The organism is Bradyrhizobium sp. R2.2-H, assembly GCF_004346455.1.
Lineage (GTDB): Bacteria > Pseudomonadota > Alphaproteobacteria > Rhizobiales > Xanthobacteraceae > Bradyrhizobium > Bradyrhizobium diversitatis.
Map to the genome: position 1 here is coordinate 376,595 of NZ_SMBR01000005.1, position 14,830 is coordinate 391,424.

At 65.9% G+C, this 14,830-nt stretch carries 10 protein-coding genes; 6 read left to right on the plus strand and 4 right to left on the minus strand.

The window, feature by feature from the left end; genetic code table 11:
• Positions 1–173 precede the first annotated feature (173 nt).
• The 3 genes from EDE08_RS15905 (at position 174) to ligA (ending at position 5,099) form a co-directional block, all read left to right on the plus strand.
• Entirely contained in the window at positions 174–1,064 is an 891-nt protein-coding gene (locus tag EDE08_RS15905; protein ID WP_061877579.1) for an outer membrane protein assembly factor BamD, read from the plus strand.
• Between the two features lie 13 nt (positions 1,065–1,077).
• On the plus strand, positions 1,078–2,766 hold the full coding sequence (gene recN / locus EDE08_RS15910; protein WP_131869739.1) for a DNA repair protein RecN: 1,689 nt from the start codon (positions 1,078–1,080) through the stop codon (positions 2,764–2,766).
• 179 nt (positions 2,767–2,945) lie between these two features.
• Positions 2,946–5,099, plus strand: a complete 2,154-nt coding sequence (ligA, locus tag EDE08_RS15915; RefSeq protein WP_131869740.1) for an NAD-dependent DNA ligase LigA — start codon at positions 2,946–2,948, stop codon at positions 5,097–5,099.
• A gap of 174 nt (positions 5,100–5,273) precedes the next feature.
• On the opposite strand, the gene EDE08_RS15920 is transcribed toward ligA, so the two are convergent.
• Both EDE08_RS15920 and EDE08_RS15925 read right to left on the minus strand, forming a co-directional pair.
• The gene (locus EDE08_RS15920) at positions 5,274–6,551 is read right to left on the minus strand and encodes a multidrug effflux MFS transporter (protein ID WP_131869741.1); all 1,278 of its coding nucleotides are present in this window, start codon (positions 6,549–6,551) and stop codon (positions 5,274–5,276) included.
• A 320-nt stretch (positions 6,552–6,871) separates the two neighbouring features.
• Complete coding sequence (locus EDE08_RS15925) at positions 6,872–8,701, minus strand: aminopeptidase P family protein (RefSeq protein WP_131869742.1); 1,830 nt, start codon at positions 8,699–8,701, stop codon at positions 6,872–6,874.
• 186 nt (positions 8,702–8,887) lie between these two features.
• Here EDE08_RS15925 and EDE08_RS15930 point away from each other — a divergent pair, with 186 nt between their 5' ends.
• Positions 8,888–9,067: a hypothetical protein gene (locus EDE08_RS15930; RefSeq protein ID WP_082821949.1), complete on the plus strand. Its 180-nt coding sequence runs from the start codon at positions 8,888–8,890 to the stop codon at positions 9,065–9,067.
• A 35-nt stretch (positions 9,068–9,102) separates the two neighbouring features.
• Here the strand turns inward: EDE08_RS15930 and EDE08_RS15935 are convergent, their stop codons facing one another.
• Positions 9,103–9,990 (minus strand): 50S ribosomal protein L11 methyltransferase, encoded by an 888-nt coding sequence (locus EDE08_RS15935; RefSeq protein ID WP_131869743.1) that lies wholly within the window; start codon positions 9,988–9,990, stop codon positions 9,103–9,105.
• 162 nt (positions 9,991–10,152) lie between these two features.
• On the opposite strand from EDE08_RS15935, the gene EDE08_RS15940 reads away from it, so the two are divergent.
• Positions 10,153–10,308 carry a Flp family type IVb pilin gene (locus EDE08_RS15940; protein ID WP_085973554.1) on the plus strand — a complete coding sequence of 52 codons (156 nt, stop codon included), beginning with the start codon at positions 10,153–10,155 and terminating at the stop codon, positions 10,306–10,308.
• Between the two features lie 285 nt (positions 10,309–10,593).
• Here the strand turns inward: EDE08_RS15940 and EDE08_RS15945 are convergent, their stop codons facing one another.
• Entirely contained in the window at positions 10,594–12,204 is a 1,611-nt protein-coding gene (locus tag EDE08_RS15945; protein ID WP_131869744.1) for a phytoene desaturase family protein, read from the minus strand.
• A gap of 217 nt (positions 12,205–12,421) precedes the next feature.
• On the opposite strand from EDE08_RS15945, the gene EDE08_RS15950 reads away from it, so the two are divergent.
• A complete protein-coding gene (locus EDE08_RS15950; RefSeq protein ID WP_131869745.1) occupies positions 12,422–14,701 on the plus strand; it encodes a fused MFS/spermidine synthase in 2,280 nt (759 codons plus the stop codon).
• Positions 14,702–14,830: the final 129 nt, after the last annotated feature.

Below are 14,830 nucleotides of genomic sequence, written 5' to 3' on the forward strand. Positions count from 1 at the left end.
TGCGGCACGTTCGCCTTAATCCGGGCGAAATGCCTGCCTATCCGGTGGGTTAACGATCGTTTGTCGGATACATTGGCGTGGTCGCATGGCAGGCACCACGATTACAATTCGCGCCCAGGACGGGGTTCGTGGGCTGGCGGACACCGCATCACAGGGCGTCAGGGCTTAAACTCATGTCGGCACAGCGTATGACGCGCGGATATTTCTCGGTCTCGTCGCGAGCCCGTGGGCTGCTGCAGGCCGTCACCTTCATCATGCTCGCGCTGCCGCTCGCCGGCTGCGGCACGGGCTCGCTCTGGGACAAGTTCACTGCCAAGGACGACACCTTCGTCGAGGAGCCCGCCGACAAGATCTACAATGAGGGCCTGTACCTCATGAACGAGAAGAAGGACATGAAGGCGGCGACCAAGAAGTTCGAAGAGGTCGACCGCCAGCATCCTTATTCCGACTGGGCCCGCAAATCGCTGCTGATGTCGGCCTATGCGTCCTATCAGGGCGGCGACTATGACGGCTGCATCGGCGCTGCCACCCGCTACGTCACGCTGCATCCGGGCAGCCCGGACGCGGCCTATGCGCAATATCTGATCGCCGCCTCCCATTACGACCAGATCCCGGACATCAGCCGCGACCAGTCCCGCACCGAGAAGGCGATCGCCGCTCTCGAAGAGGTGGTGCGCAAATATCCGACTTCCGAATATGCGACTTCGGCCAAGGCCAAGATCGAAGGTGCGCGCGACCAGCTCGCCGGCAAGGAAATGAACGTCGGCCGCTACTACGCGCAAAAGCGCGACTACACGGCCGCGATCAACCGCTACAAGACCGTCGTCACGCAGTACCAGACCACCCGCCATGTCGAGGAGGCGCTGTTCCGGCTCACTGAGGCCTATATGGCGATCGGCATCGTCGGCGAGGCGCAGACCGCGGCGGCGGTGCTTGGGCACAATTTTCCTGACAGCCGCTGGTACAAGGACGCCTATAATCTTGTAAAATCCGGCGGTCTCGAGCCGAGCGAGAATCAGGGGTCCTGGATCAGCAAGACCTTCAAGAGAATGGGTCTCGGCTAGGAAATAGGGTTCCATGCTGGCGCGTCTGTCGATCCGTGACATCGTCCTGATCGAACGGCTCGATATCGAATTCGCCTCGGGCCTCGCGGTTTTGACCGGCGAGACCGGTGCGGGCAAATCCATCCTGCTCGATGCCTTTGCACTGGCGCTCGGTGGCCGGGGCGATGCCGGCCTCGTGCGCCACGGCGCGGAGCAGGGGCAGGTCACCGCTGTGTTCGATATCCCGAAGAATCACCCCGCGGCGAAGATCCTCGCCGAGAACGGCCTCGACGATACGAGTGTTGAAGAGTCTTGCGAGATGATTCTCCGTCGGGTGCAGCTCGCCGACGGTCGCACCCGCGCCTTCATCAACGACCAGTCGATCAGCGTGCAGACGCTGAAGGCGGTCGGTGCCGCCCTGGTCGAGATTCACGGCCAGCACGACGAGCGCGCGCTGGTCGATGCCGCCACCCACCGCCGCCTGCTCGATGCTTTTGCCGGCCTGGAAAAGGACGTCGCGGCGGTCGAATCGCTCTGGGACGCGCGCCGCACCGCCAATACCGCGCTGGAGGAGCATCGCGCCGCCATGGAGAGCGCCGCGCGCGAGGCCGACTATCTCCGCCATGCCTCCGACGAGCTGAAGCAGCTCGCGCCCAAGGATGGCGAGGAGACCGCGCTGGCCTCGCGCCGCACCACCATGATGCAGGGCGAGAAGATCGCCTCCGACCTGCGCGAGGCGCAGGAGGCGGTCGGCGGCAATCATTCGCCGGTCGCTACGCTATCGGCGGCGGTGCGCCGGCTGGAGCGCCGCGGCGTCAACTCGCCGGCGCTGGTCGAGCCTGCGGTGAAGGCGATCGACGCTGCGATCAACGCGCTGGAGGAAGCCGATCAGCATCTCCAGGCGGCGCTGGCCGCGACCGATTTCGATCCCGCCGAGCTCGAGCGCATCGAAGAACGGCTGTTCGCCCTTCGCGCCGCCTCGCGCAAATATTCGACGCCGGTCGATGGCCTCGCCGCGCTGGCCGCCAAATATGCCGCCGACGTCGTGCTGATCGATGCCGGCGCCTCGCGGCTCAAGAAGCTGGAGCAGGCCGCGATCGAGGCAGATGGCCGCTATGCCGCCGCCGCCAAGAAGCTGTCCCTGGCGCGGCAGAAATCGGCCGAGAAGCTCAACAAGGCCGTCAATGCCGAGCTCGCCCCGCTCAAGCTCGAACGGGCCAAATTCATGACCCAGGTCGAGACCGACGAGGCCGCACCCGGTCCGCAAGGCTTCGACCGTGTCGAGTTCTGGGTCCAGACCAATCCGGGCACCAAGCCGGGCCCGCTGATGAAGGTCGCCTCCGGCGGCGAACTGTCGCGCTTCCTCCTTGCGCTCAAGGTCGTGCTGTCCGACCGCGGTTCGGCGCCGACCCTGGTGTTCGACGAGATCGACACCGGCGTCGGCGGTGCGGTCGCGGACGCCATCGGCGGGCGCCTCGCGCGCCTTGCCGGCAAGGTCCAGGTCATGGCCGTGACCCACGCCCCACAGGTCGCCGCCCGCGCCGACCAGCATCTCCTGATCTCCAAGGACGCCCTCGACAAGGGCAAGCGCGTCGCCACCCGCGTCAATGCGCTCGCCGCCGACCACCGCCGCGAGGAGATCGCGCGCATGCTCGCCGGCGCCGAGATCACGGCCGAGGCGAGGGCCGCTGCGGAACGGCTGCTCAAGGCGGCGACGGCTTGACTCTCGTGTCCCGGACGCGGTGCAGCGCGTAGCGCTGCTCCGCAGAGCCGGGATCCAGAGCTCCCGTCGCATGGGCCCCGGCTCTGCAGCGCATCGCCGAAGAGGCGCTGCGCTGCGTCCGGGGCACGAGATTTCCACAAGCCTTTACCCTTCCGCCCGCTCCGTCGTATCCAAGCACCATGGCCAGAGCAGCAAGATCCAAAGCAACACCGCTTCGCGACGTCGCCGACCTCACCAAGGCGCAGGCCAAGGTCGAGCACATGCGGCTCGCGCTCGAGATCGAGGGGCACAACGAGCGCTACTATCAAGAGGACGCGCCCACCGTCACCGACGCCGAGTACGACGCGCTGCGCCAGCGCTTCAACGCGATCGAGAAGCGCTTTCCCGAGTTCGTCACCGCGGACTCGCCCTCGCAGAAGGTCGGCGCGGCGCCGTCGGGCCGCTTCAGGAAGGTGCGGCATGCCGTTCCCATGCTGTCGCTCGACAACGCCTTTGCCGAGGAGGACGTGCGCGACTTCGTCGGCCGTATCGTGCGATTCCTGAAGCTCGACGACGACAAGGTCGATTTCTCCGCCGAGCCGAAGATCGATGGGCTCTCGATGTCGCTGCGCTACGAGGGTGGCGAACTCGTCACCGCCGCGACACGCGGCGACGGCGCGGTCGGCGAGGACGTCACCGCCAACATCCGCACACTCGAAGACGTGCCGCAGAAGCTGAAGGGCCGCAACGTCCCCGACATCTGCGAAGTCCGCGGCGAAGTCTATATGACCAAGAAGGCATTCCTTGCCCTCAACGAGCGGCAGAAGGCCGAAGGCGGTACCATCTTCGCCAATCCGCGCAACTCGGCTGCGGGCTCGCTCCGGCAGAAGGACCCGGCCATCACCGCCTCGCGCCCGCTCGGCTTCTTCGCCTATGCGTGGGGCGAGATGAGCGCGATGCCGGAAGGGACCCAGAGCGGCATGATCCACTGGTTCGAGCGCTGCGGCTTCAAGACCAATCCGCTGACCAGGCTCTGTCACTCCGTCGAGGAACTGCTCGCCTTTCATCATGCGATCGAGGAGCAGCGCGCACGGCTCGACTACGACATCGACGGTGTCGTCTACAAGGTCGACCGCATCGACTGGCAGGAGCGGCTCGGCTTCGTCTCGCGCACGCCGCGCTGGGGCATCGCGCACAAATTCCCGGCCGAGCGCGCCATGACAGTGCTGCGCGACATCGAGGTTCAGGTCGGCCGCACCGGCTCGTTCACGCCGGTCGGCAAGCTCGAGCCGGTCGGCGTCGGTGGCGTCATCGTGCAGAACGTCACGCTGCACAACGAAGACTACATCAAGGGCATCGGCAACAAGGGTGAGGTGCTGCGCGAGGGCCGTGACATCAGGATCGGCGACACCGTCGTGATCCAGCGCGCCGGCGACGTCATCCCGCAGGTGGTCGACGTCGTCCTGGACAAGCGGCCGAAATCCGCCAGGGAGTTCCACTTCCCGAAGAAGTGCCCGTGTCCGCTGCACACCGACGTCGTGCGCGAGGAGACGGCGACGGGCGAGGAGGGCTCGCGCGCCCGCTGCACCGGCGAGTTCGCCTGTCCCTATCAGAAGATCGAGCATCTCAAGCTGTTCGTGTCGCGGCGCGCCTTCGACATCGATGGTCTCGGCGAGAAGCAGCTTCAGTATTTCTTCGACGAGGGGTGGGTGAAGGAGCCCGCCGACATCTTCACGCTGGAGAAGCGTAACGCGAAGCTCAAGCTCGAGGAGATCGAGGGCTATGGCACGACCTCGGTCCGCAATCTGTTCGGCGCCATCGAGAGCCGGCGCAGAATTGCATTGGAGCGCTTCATCTATGCGCTCGGCATGCGCCATGTCGGCGAGACCACGGCGCTGGCCCTGGCCCGCGGCTACGGCTCGTGGGACGCCTTCCACGATGCCTGCCTCAAGGTCGCCAAGGGCGACGAGGAGGCGATCGCGGAGATGGACGCGCTCGACCAGATCGGCGACACCGTGATCAGGAGCATCGCTGACTATTTCGGCGAGAGCCACAATCGCGGCATCGTCGAGCGGCTGACCAAGGAGGTCGAGATCGTCGACGCCGAGAAGCCGAAGAGCAACTCGGCCGTCGCCGGCAAGACCGTGGTGTTCACGGGCTCGCTGGAGAAGATGACGCGGGATGAAGCCAAGGCGACGGCGGAGCGTCTGGGGGCAAAGGTGTCGGGCTCGGTGTCGAAGAAGACCGATCTCGTCGTCGCCGGCCCCGGCGCGGGCTCGAAGCTGGCGGAAGCCAACAAGCACGGCGTCAAGGTGCTGACCGAGGATGAGTGGCTGAAGCTGATCGGGGAGTGAGGGGGCGCGCCCGCGCGTCACGTTCCGCCGTCATTCCCCGCGAAGGCGGGGAATCCAGTATTCCAGAGACAGTACGAGGATGCGGAGAAGCCGCGGCGTACTGGATCCCCCGCCTTCGCGGGGAATGACACCGAGAGCAAGGCAGCAGCCGTTGCTCACCCGCGTGCCGCCCCGTCACATCATCCCCGCCTCGTCCTCTTCCGCCTGCTCGATCAGTGTCTCGCTCACCACCACCTCGCGGCGGGGCACGACGAAGATCATCGTGCAGGCGCAGAGCAGCGAGATCGCGAGGACCGCGGCGGTGAGCGGCAGCGTCGTTGCGGAATGGCCGCCGAGATAGGCACCGAATTGCGACATCAGCGCGCCGATGCCCTGCTGGAGGAAGCCCATGGCACCCGAGGCGGTGCCGGCGGCCTCCGGGCGGATGCTGATCGCACCGGCGGCGGAATTCGCCATCACGAACGCATTGCCGACCATCACGATCATCTGCGTTCCGAACAGCCAGGCGGGCGCTTCGTTCCAGCCCATGAAGCTCCACAGCAGGTTCAGCAGACTGCCGCAGAGTTGCAGGCCGAGTCCGAACCAGATCAGCTTTTCCAGCGAGTGCCGTGGCGCAAAGCGCACGCAGAGCAGATTGCCGACGAGATAGGCAAAGCCCGTCGTCGCGAACCAGGCGCCGTATTCGGCGCTGGTCCGGCCCATCTGCGTCACCACGATGTAGGGGCCGCCGCCGGCGAAGGTGAAGATGATCTGCGAGGCCAGCACCTGGCACAGGACATAGCCGACGAAGGCGCGATTGCGGATCAGCATGCCGACGTCGCCGCGGAAGCCGCTGCCGGCGGCGCGGCTGCGGCGCGTCTCGGGCAGCGCCACCGCGATACCCACGGCGACGACGATCGCGGCGATGGTGATGGCGTAGAAGATTGCGCGCCAGCCGAACGCGGTCTCGATCAGGCCGCCGGTGAGCGGCGACACCATCTGTCCGATCATCAGCGCGGCGATAACGAGACTGATCATCGAGGCGACACGGTCGCGCTCGTAGATGTCGCGGATGATGGCGCGGCTCACCACCATGCCGGCGGCGCCGCCCAGCGCCTGGAAGAAGCGCGCGGCGATCAGTTGCGGCAGGTTCTGCGCGAAGATGCAGGCGATGCTGGCCGCGATCATCAGCGCCAGCCCTCCGAGCAGCACCGGGCGCCGTCCGAACCGGTCCGACAGCGGTCCCATGATCAGCTGCGACAGCGCGATGCCGACCATGTAGAGCGAGACCGTCATCTGCGCGATCGAGATGTCGCTGCTGAAATTCGTCGCCAGCACCGGCAGCGCCGGAACCAGCATGTAGAGCGAGATCGGCGCGATCCCGGTCATGACGACCAGCAGCAGCAACACCACGCGCGATGTCGCGATGGTCTTCGTTGCCGCTTCCGGCGGCCTGCTGATCATGCCGTGCATAAGTGTCCGTCTCGTCGAAATCCGAATCGACTGTAGCTTGCTCGCGCAAGACGGATATCGGCGTTTCGGAATGCGGCTATTCGGATTTCGGGACGGTTATAATGACAGCGCGATGGCGACCGATTGGGCGCGTTGTTTGTGCCACAAAAGCAGGTGTCATTCCCCGCGAAGGCGGGGAATCCGGTATTCCAGAGGCGGTAGTGATTGAATCGAGACGCTGCGGCGTACTGGATGCCCCGCCTTTGCGGGGCATGACGGCGGTGGTGGAGGAAAAAGCATTGCGCAAATCGCGTAGTGCCATGCGCGGCGGAACGACGACCTTACGCCTTCAGCTCCGCGGTCGCCTGATCGAACCAGGCCTTCGTCGCCTCGTCCAGCGCCGGCCGCACCTCGGCCCGGACGCGGGCGTGATAGGCGTTGAGCCAGTCGAGCTCATCGCGGCTCAGCATCGCCGCATCGATCAGCCGCCGGTCGATCGGCGCCAGGGTCAGCGTCTCGAACGCATTCATCGGCTTCTCGGCGCCCTTGATGTCGGCGGCGACGACCAGCTCGAGGTTCTCGATACGGATGCCGAAACCGTCGGTCTTGTAGTAGCCGGGCTCGTTGGAGAGGATCATGCCGCGCTTCAGCGGCGTGGTGCCGAGCTTCGAGATCCGCGCCGGCCCTTCGTGCACCGAGAGATAGCTGCCGACGCCGTGGCCGGTGCCGTGCTCGAAATCGACGCCGGCAGCCCAGAGATATTGCCGCGCCAACGTGTCGAGCTGCGCGCCCGTGGTGCCGTCGGGGAAGACCGCGCGCGCGATCGCGATATGGCCGCGCAGCACGCGGGTGAAGCGGTCGCGCATCTCGTCCGTGGGCTCGCCGACCGCCATGGTGCGCGTGACGTCGGTGGTGCCGTCTTCATATTGCGCGCCGGAATCGATCAGCAGGAGATCGCCGGGCACGATCCGCCGGTTGCTCTTGCGGGTGACGCGGTAATGCACGATGGCGCCGTTCGGGCCGGTGCCGGAGATGGTCGGAAACGACACGTCCTTGAGCGCGCCGGTATCGCGGCGGAACGTTTCCAGCGCCTCCACCGCGTCGATCTCGGTCAGCTTGCCGCCTGGCGCCTCGCGATCGATCCATGCGAGGAAGCGCGCCAGCGCCACGGCGTCGCGCACATGGGCCGTCTTGGTGCCCTTGATCTCGGTTGCGTTCTTGACCGCCTTGAGCAGTGCGACCGGATCGCTGCCGCGCACCGGCTTGCCGCCGGCGCCCGCGATCAGCCGGCTCAGCGCGTCGGCCGCGGTGGCATTGTCGAGCGCGATCGCCGCGCCGCTTTTGGCGAGCGCCATCAGTGTCGGCGCCATCGCATCGGGCTCGCGCACGTCGGCGGACTGCTCGAGATGGTCGCGCGTCAGGTTGGAGAGCTTGCGATGGTCGATGAAGACGGTCGGCCGTCCCTCCTTCGGCACCAGCGCGTAGGACAGCGGCAGCGGCGTATGCGCGACGTCGGCGCCGCGGATGTTGAAGGTCCAGGCCACCGCGTGGCTGTCGGACAGCACCAGCGCATCGGTTCCGAGCTTGGCGATCTCGCCCCTGATCTGCGTCAGCTTCTCGGCTTCGGTGACGCCGGCATGCTGGAGACCGTGCACGGCGACGGGAGCGAGCGGCGGTTGCGGCCGGTCCTGCCAGATCGCGTCGATCGGATTGCGGTCGACGGCCACCAGCTCGGCGCCGGCCTTGGCGCAGGCTGCGGACAGGCGTTCGGCTGCCGCAAAAGTGTGCAGCCACGGATCAAATCCGAGGCGGTCACCGGCTTTCAGATGCGCCGCCACCCAGCTCTCCGGCGGCGGGTCGATCAGCGATTCCACGGTCCAGGCCTTTGCGTCGACCTGCTTGGCGGCCTGAAGCGTGTAGCGGCCATCGACGAACACCGCAGCTTCCCGGGACAGCACCACCGCCAGTCCTGCCGAGCCCGTAAAGCCGGTCAGCCAGGCCAGCCGCTCTTCCGATGGCGGCACATACTCGTTCTGCTGCTGATCGGCGCGCGGGATCACGAAGCCGGTCAGCTTGCGACGGGCGAGTTCTTCGCGAAGTGCGGCCAGCCGTGCCGTCAATGCGACACCGGCCTCCGGCTCCTCGAATGTCTGGAAGTGTGCTTCGAACATGGTGGATCACTTTAGGATCATGGGGATCGGTCCGCAATCTCGACGCATTTGCGTCGCATGTGGCATGGAGTGTGCTTGAAATAGTTCCATTCGAATCGAGTGGAGTAAGGATGCGGCAGCTGCGCTTCGTCCGGATAACAGGGAAATTCGAGCAAGTGGTTCATCTCAACGGCGAGGGGACACACGATGCCAGCGTTCACGTTTGAGAAGATTTCGCCGCCAGTGCGCCGCGGCCCGGCTGCAACACCACCGAAGAAGCCGCGCGGCCTCATCAGCCAAATGATCGACCGTTTAGCCGAGCGCCGCGCGAGGCGCACCTTGCAGCAGCAGCGCGCGATGCGCCGCGACGAGAAGCCGGCAGAGTAGCCTCAGCGGTGACGGCGTCGTCACCTCGCCCCAGTTCACCCGACCTTCCGCAGCAACAGGCTGCTCCACCCCTCGATCCGCAGATGCTTCAGGGGCACGAGGCCGCGCGCGCGATAGGCGGCGATCACGGCGGGGGCTTGGTGAGTCAGCAGGCCGGAAAGGACGACGCGGGCGCCGGGCGCAAGGTGCTGTGCCATCGGGCCCGCCAATTGCCGCAAGGGATTGGCAAGGATGTTCGCGAGTACCAGGTCGAACGGGCCGGCGCGCGCAAAGTCCGGCGCCGCAAACCCGGTGGCGCGGATCACCCGGACCTGGTTGCCGGCTTCGTTCAGGGAGGCGTTCTCAGCCGCCACCCGCACCGAGGGCGGATCGATGTCGGAGGCGAGCACGGCGCGATGCAGCGCCTTCGCCACTGCGATCGCCAGCACGCCGGTCCCCGTGCCGAGGTCGAGCACGTTCTGCGGTCGGGAACTCTTCAGGACATGGTCAAGCAGCAGTAAACAGCCGCGCGTCGTGCCGTGGTGACCGGTGCCGAAGGCGAGCGCCGCCTCGATCTCGATGGCGAGCTTGTTTGGCGCCACACGGTCACGGTCATGGCTGCCGTGCACGACGAAGCGCCCGGCCGGGACCGGCACGAGATCCTCAAGGCTGGCCTTGACCCAGTCCCTGGCCTCGACGGTGTCGAAGGCGAGGGTCGCGGCGATCTCATTTCCTGCTGAAGTTGCAATGAGTTCGTGCAGCCATGCCTGATCCGGCGCCTCGGCGAAATGGAGCGTGACGTCCCATTGTCCGTCCGGCCGCTCGAAGGCGGCGACCGCGGCATCGCCGTCGAAAAACACCTCGGTGAGCACGTCGACGACGCGCCTGGCGTCGGTCTCGCTGCCGATTGAAAAGCTGGCGCGATGGGTGGGCGAAGGCTGCATTTAGGGTTCCGTTGGGTTCAATTTTTGGAACTTTTGGTACCAATTTCCCGTCAAGTTACGGTTCCCGGGTTAACTGGGACGAAGGTTCCACCCGATACATTCTCAAGTGTTGGATCCAGCTAGCACAGCTTGGAGTTGAAACGGAGGCGAGTCTTGAAGCGCATGATTCAGAAGTTCTGGTCGGACGAGTCCGGTGCAACCGCGATCGAGTACGGTCTGATTGCCGCGGGTATCGCCCTGGCGATCATCACCGTGGTGAACGGCCTGGGCACCGCCATGAATGAGAAGTTCACTTCGATTAGCACCTCCTTGAAGTAATTTCCGCCTGCATTTCCCAGCGGGGGCTGTTTTTCTTCAGAGGCTGTTTCGATCACCGCCCGCCAGGGATTTCCCTGGCGGGCGAGGTCGTTTCCGCGGCGTCGGCTCTGCGGATCTTCAACAGGTTATCCGCCGGCTCGCCGGGTCCTTATCCACTGCATTTCCCGCAATTATCCCTGCGATTTTCCACCGACCTTCCCCAGCTTCGGCGCGGCGGTCTGGCCCCAGGCATCCACCGCCCGACCACAGACCTTTCGACAGGCTGTCCACAAGCAATCCACAGACCTATCCACGGCTTCCGAACAGCGACCGGTGATCCCGCAGGATCGCCTGCGCCGCGTTGTGGCCGGGGGCTCCGGTGACGCCGCCGCCGGGATGGGCGCCGGAGCCGCAATGGTACAGGCCCTTCAGCGGGCCGCGATAATCGGCATGGCCAAGCATCGGCCGCGCCGAGAACAGCTGGTTCAGCGTCAGAGCGCCGTGGAAGATGTCGCCTCCCAACAGTCCGAACTGCCGTTCGAGATCGAGCGGGGACAGGATCTGGCGGCCGAGCACGCTCGCCGCAAAGCCGGGCGCGTATTTGTCCACCGTCGCGATCATGAGATCGGCGACCTCTTCGCGATGATCGTCCCACGACGTTCCATCGGGAAGCGCGGGGGCGACATGCTGGCAGAACAGGCTCGCGACATGCTTGCCGGCCGGCGCCAGCGTGTCGTCGAGCGTCGAGGGAATCAGCATCTCGACGACGGGTTCGCGGCTCCAGCCCTCCGCTCGCGCATCGAGAAAGGCGCGGTCCATGTAGCCAAGGCTCGGCGCCAGGATGATGCCGGAAGAGAGATGATCGCCCTCGCCCGGCAGCGCCGTGAAGGACGGCAGGCGGTCCAGCGCCACGTTCATGCGGAAGGTGCCGGAGCCGTTCTTCCAGTGCCGGATGCGGGCGAGGAAGTCCGCAGGGAGAGCGTCGGCCGCGATCAGTTGCGTGTAGAGCAGCTTCGGATTGACGTTGGCCGCGACATATCTTGCGCGGATGGCCGAGCCGTTCTCCAGCACGACGCCGACGGCGCGGTCGCGCTCGACGATGATCTCGCGGACGCCGGCATCGGTTTCGATGACAACGCCGTGGTCGCGGGCCGCGCGCGCCATCGCCTGCGTGATCGCGCCCATGCCGCCGATGGCGTGGCCCCAGACGCCCTTCTTGCCGTTTACCTCGCCGAAGGCGTGATGCAGCATCACATAGGCCGAGCCGGCCGCATAGGGGCTGGCATAATTGCCGACGATGGCGTCGAAGCCGAACAGCGCCTTGACCAGTTCATGTTCGAAACGTTCGTCCAGCATCTCGCCGGCGGAACGGGTGAAGAGATCGAGCAGGCTGCGGCTCTGCTCCAGCGTGAGGCCGCGCAGGATGTTGGCGCTCTGGAGCGCGTTCACGGCCTCGCGGATCGCGTTCGTGCCGAATCCGTCGAGCAGGTTCGGCGGCGCGCGCAGCACGAACTGCCTGAGCACGTCGGCGATGTCTTCCAGCTCGCGCGAGAAGCCGTCGAGGGCTTCCGCATCATGCGCGCTGAGACGGGCGACTGACGCTTTCGTCCGCCCCTCGCCGGTGAGGAGATAGCTGCCATCTGGCGCGGGCAGAAAATTCTGCGCGCGCCGTTCGACGATCCGCAGGCCGTGTTCGGCGAGCTTGAGGTCACGGATCACCCGCGGATTGAGCAGGCTCACGGTGTAGGCTGCGACCGAATTGCGGAAGCCGGGGTGAAACTCCTCCGTCACCGCCGCCCCGCCGACCACCTTGCGCCGTTCGACCACGCGCACGCGCAGACCCGCCATCGCGAGATAGGCCGCGCAGGTGAGGCCGTTGTGGCCAGCGCCGATGATGACGATGTCCGTTTCGCTCATGAAGATGCAAGGCCCAGTCTACCGTCATTCCGGGGCTCGCGAAGCGAGAACCCGGAATCTCGAGGTTCCGGGTTCGATGCTCCGCATCGCCCCGGAATGACATCTCTATATCAAGCAATTCACGCTGCAACATCACGCGCCCCCTTTATTGCCCGATCAGGCGCCTTGTGCTCCATTGCGCGCGTCCGGCGCCCGCCGGAGTCTTGCCGGAGCATCCATGGATTCCATCGTGCAACCCGCCGCCACGGAGCAGCCTTCGTCGTCGCGCAACCGGCTGCTGCTGGCCGTCTACACGGCTGCGATCTTCGTCAGCGCGCTGCTGCTGTTCTCGGTGCAGCCGCTGTTCACGAAGATGGTGCTGCCGCGGCTCGGCGGCTCGCCGGCGGTGTGGTCGGTGGCCATGGTGTTCTTCCAGTCGCTGCTGCTCGCGGGCTACGCCTATGCGCATCTGCTGATGCAGGCCAAAAGCCGTATCGTTCCGGTCGCGGTGCATCTGGTGCTGCTGATCGCGTCCTTCGCCACGCTGCCGCTCGGCATCGCCTCCGCCTATGGCGAGCCGCCTGCTTCCGGCTATGCGTTCTGGCTGCTCGGCCTGTTCGCGGTCTCGATCGGGCTGCCGTTCTTCGCGCTCGCCGCCAACAATCCGCTGCTGCAGGCCTGGTTCGTCCGCTCCGGCCACCCCGCCGGGCATGATCCCTATTTCCTCTATGCCTCCTCCAACATCGGCAGCTTCCTCGCACTGTTGTCCTATCCGTTCCTGCTGGAGCCGATGTTCACGCTGCACCTGCAGAACCGGTTCTGGACGGCAGGCTATGGCCTGTTGATCCTTCTCATCGCCGCCTGCGGCGTGCTGTTGTTGCGTTCGCCGAGGCTGGCAGTCGTCGACGCGCGAGACGAGGAGGTGAACGCATCGGCGCCCGGGCTTGTCACGCGGCTGCGCTGGATCTTCCTGGCCGCGGTGCCGTCCGGCCTGCTCATCGCGGTGACCGCACACATCTCCACCGACGTCGCCGCGGCGCCGCTGCTGTGGGTGCTGCCGCTGTCGCTGTATCTGCTGACCTGGGTCGTCGTGTTCCAGTCGCGTCCGCTGCTGCCGCACAAATGGATGCTGATGCTCCAGCCGGTCGCCATCGCTGGCGTCGTGGTGCTGCTGGCGTTCGGCGGCGAGCAGAATCTGCTGCTGACGCTCGGCGGCCATCAATTGTGCTTCTTCGTCATTGCCATGGCCTGCCACGGCGAACTGGCGCGGACGCGGCCGGCCGCCAGATATCTCACCGGCTTCTACGTCGCGCTGTCGTTCGGCGGCATGGTCGGCGGCCTGTTCGCGGGGCTCGTTGCTCCATTCACCTTCTCATGGATCGCCGAATATCCGATCCTGATCGCGTTTGCCGCGCTGTGCCGCCCCTCCGCGAACGAACGTCTCGCCGGCATCGTCAAATGGTACTGGCTGGCGCTCGCCGCGCTCGCGGTGGCGCTCATTGCGCCGTCATATATGACTGGCGACCTCTCGACCTGGTTCGAGGATCACCGCGTCTGGGTCGCCGGCGCCGTCGGCGTGCTCGCCGCGCTGCTCGCGCTGATCCTCAATGCCGGCCGCTGGAAGATCTTTGCCACCGTCGCGCTCGCGCTGGCGTTGATCCGTGTTTATCCCGCGGACGAGGGCCGCGTCACGACGGTGCGCAGCTTCTTCGGCGTGCACAAGATCGTGGTGACGCCGGGCGGCTATTTCCATGTGCTGATGCACGGCACCACCATTCATGGCGCCGAGCGCTTCCGCAACAATGACGGCACGCCGGTCATCGGCCGGCCCGAGCCGATCACCTATTATCACAAGGACGGCGGCATCGGTCAGGCCGTCAGCGCCATCCGCGAGCGCAAGGGCACGCCGCTCAAGGTCGCCGCGATCGGCGTCGGCTCCGGCACGCTCGCCTGCGCAGCCGAGCCGGGGGAGAGCTGGACCTTTTTCGAGATCGACCAGTCCATGGTCGACGCGGCGCGTGACCCCAGGAATTTCCGCTATATCTCGAGCTGCATGCCGGACATGAAGCCCGTGATCGGCGATGCGCGCCTCACCTTCGCGAAGGAGCCCGATGGCGCTTACGATCTCATCATCGTCGATGCCTATTCGTCCGATGCGATCCCGATTCATCTCGCCACCGAAGAGGCGATGAAGATCTACAAGGACAAGCTCGCGCCCCACGGCGCGGTGGTGATGCACGTCTCTAACCGGCATCTGGATCTCGAGACGGTCGTTGTCGGCATTGCGGATGCCAACGATCTCACGAGCTGGGTCTTCAACGAGGATTCCGGGCGCGATTCCGACTACATCTTCTCGACCGACGTCGTCATCTCCGCGCGCGAGGAGGCCGACATCGGCAGGCTCGCATCCTCCAAGCAATGGGTACAGACCGAGGCCGACGACAGGGTGAGGGTCTGGACCGACGACTATTCGAATATCATGGGCGCGCTGTATCGGCGTTTGCGGGACGGGGAGTAGGGGGCGCGCCACGAATGGTCTCGTGCCCCGGACGCAGCGCATCTTCAGCGGTGCGCTGCAGAGCCGGGGCCCACAATTCTGGGTCCTGGCTCTGCGTCGCGTCATTTCATGCCGCGCCGCGTCCGGGAC

What these genes read in the sequence shown, in the direction of transcription:
- EDE08_RS15920 (WP_131869741.1), bottom strand. Translation starts at nt 6,551, where the DNA reads ATGCACGGCATGATCAGCAGGCCGCCGGAAGCGGCAACGAAGACCATC.
- recN (WP_131869739.1), top strand. Translation starts at nt 1,078, where the DNA reads ATGCTGGCGCGTCTGTCGATCCGTGACATCGTCCTGATCGAACGGCTC.
- EDE08_RS15925 (WP_131869742.1), bottom strand. Translation starts at nt 8,701, where the DNA reads ATGTTCGAAGCACACTTCCAGACATTCGAGGAGCCGGAGGCCGGTGTC.
- EDE08_RS15935 (WP_131869743.1), bottom strand. Translation starts at nt 9,990, where the DNA reads ATGCAGCCTTCGCCCACCCATCGCGCCAGCTTTTCAATCGGCAGCGAG.
- EDE08_RS15930 (WP_082821949.1), top strand. Translation starts at nt 8,888, where the DNA reads ATGCCAGCGTTCACGTTTGAGAAGATTTCGCCGCCAGTGCGCCGCGGC.
- ligA (WP_131869740.1), top strand. Translation starts at nt 2,946, where the DNA reads ATGGCCAGAGCAGCAAGATCCAAAGCAACACCGCTTCGCGACGTCGCC.
- EDE08_RS15905 (WP_061877579.1), top strand. Translation starts at nt 174, where the DNA reads ATGTCGGCACAGCGTATGACGCGCGGATATTTCTCGGTCTCGTCGCGA.
- EDE08_RS15940 (WP_085973554.1), top strand. Translation starts at nt 10,153, where the DNA reads ATGATTCAGAAGTTCTGGTCGGACGAGTCCGGTGCAACCGCGATCGAG.
- EDE08_RS15945 (WP_131869744.1), bottom strand. Translation starts at nt 12,204, where the DNA reads ATGAGCGAAACGGACATCGTCATCATCGGCGCTGGCCACAACGGCCTC.
- EDE08_RS15950 (WP_131869745.1), top strand. Translation starts at nt 12,422, where the DNA reads ATGGATTCCATCGTGCAACCCGCCGCCACGGAGCAGCCTTCGTCGTCG.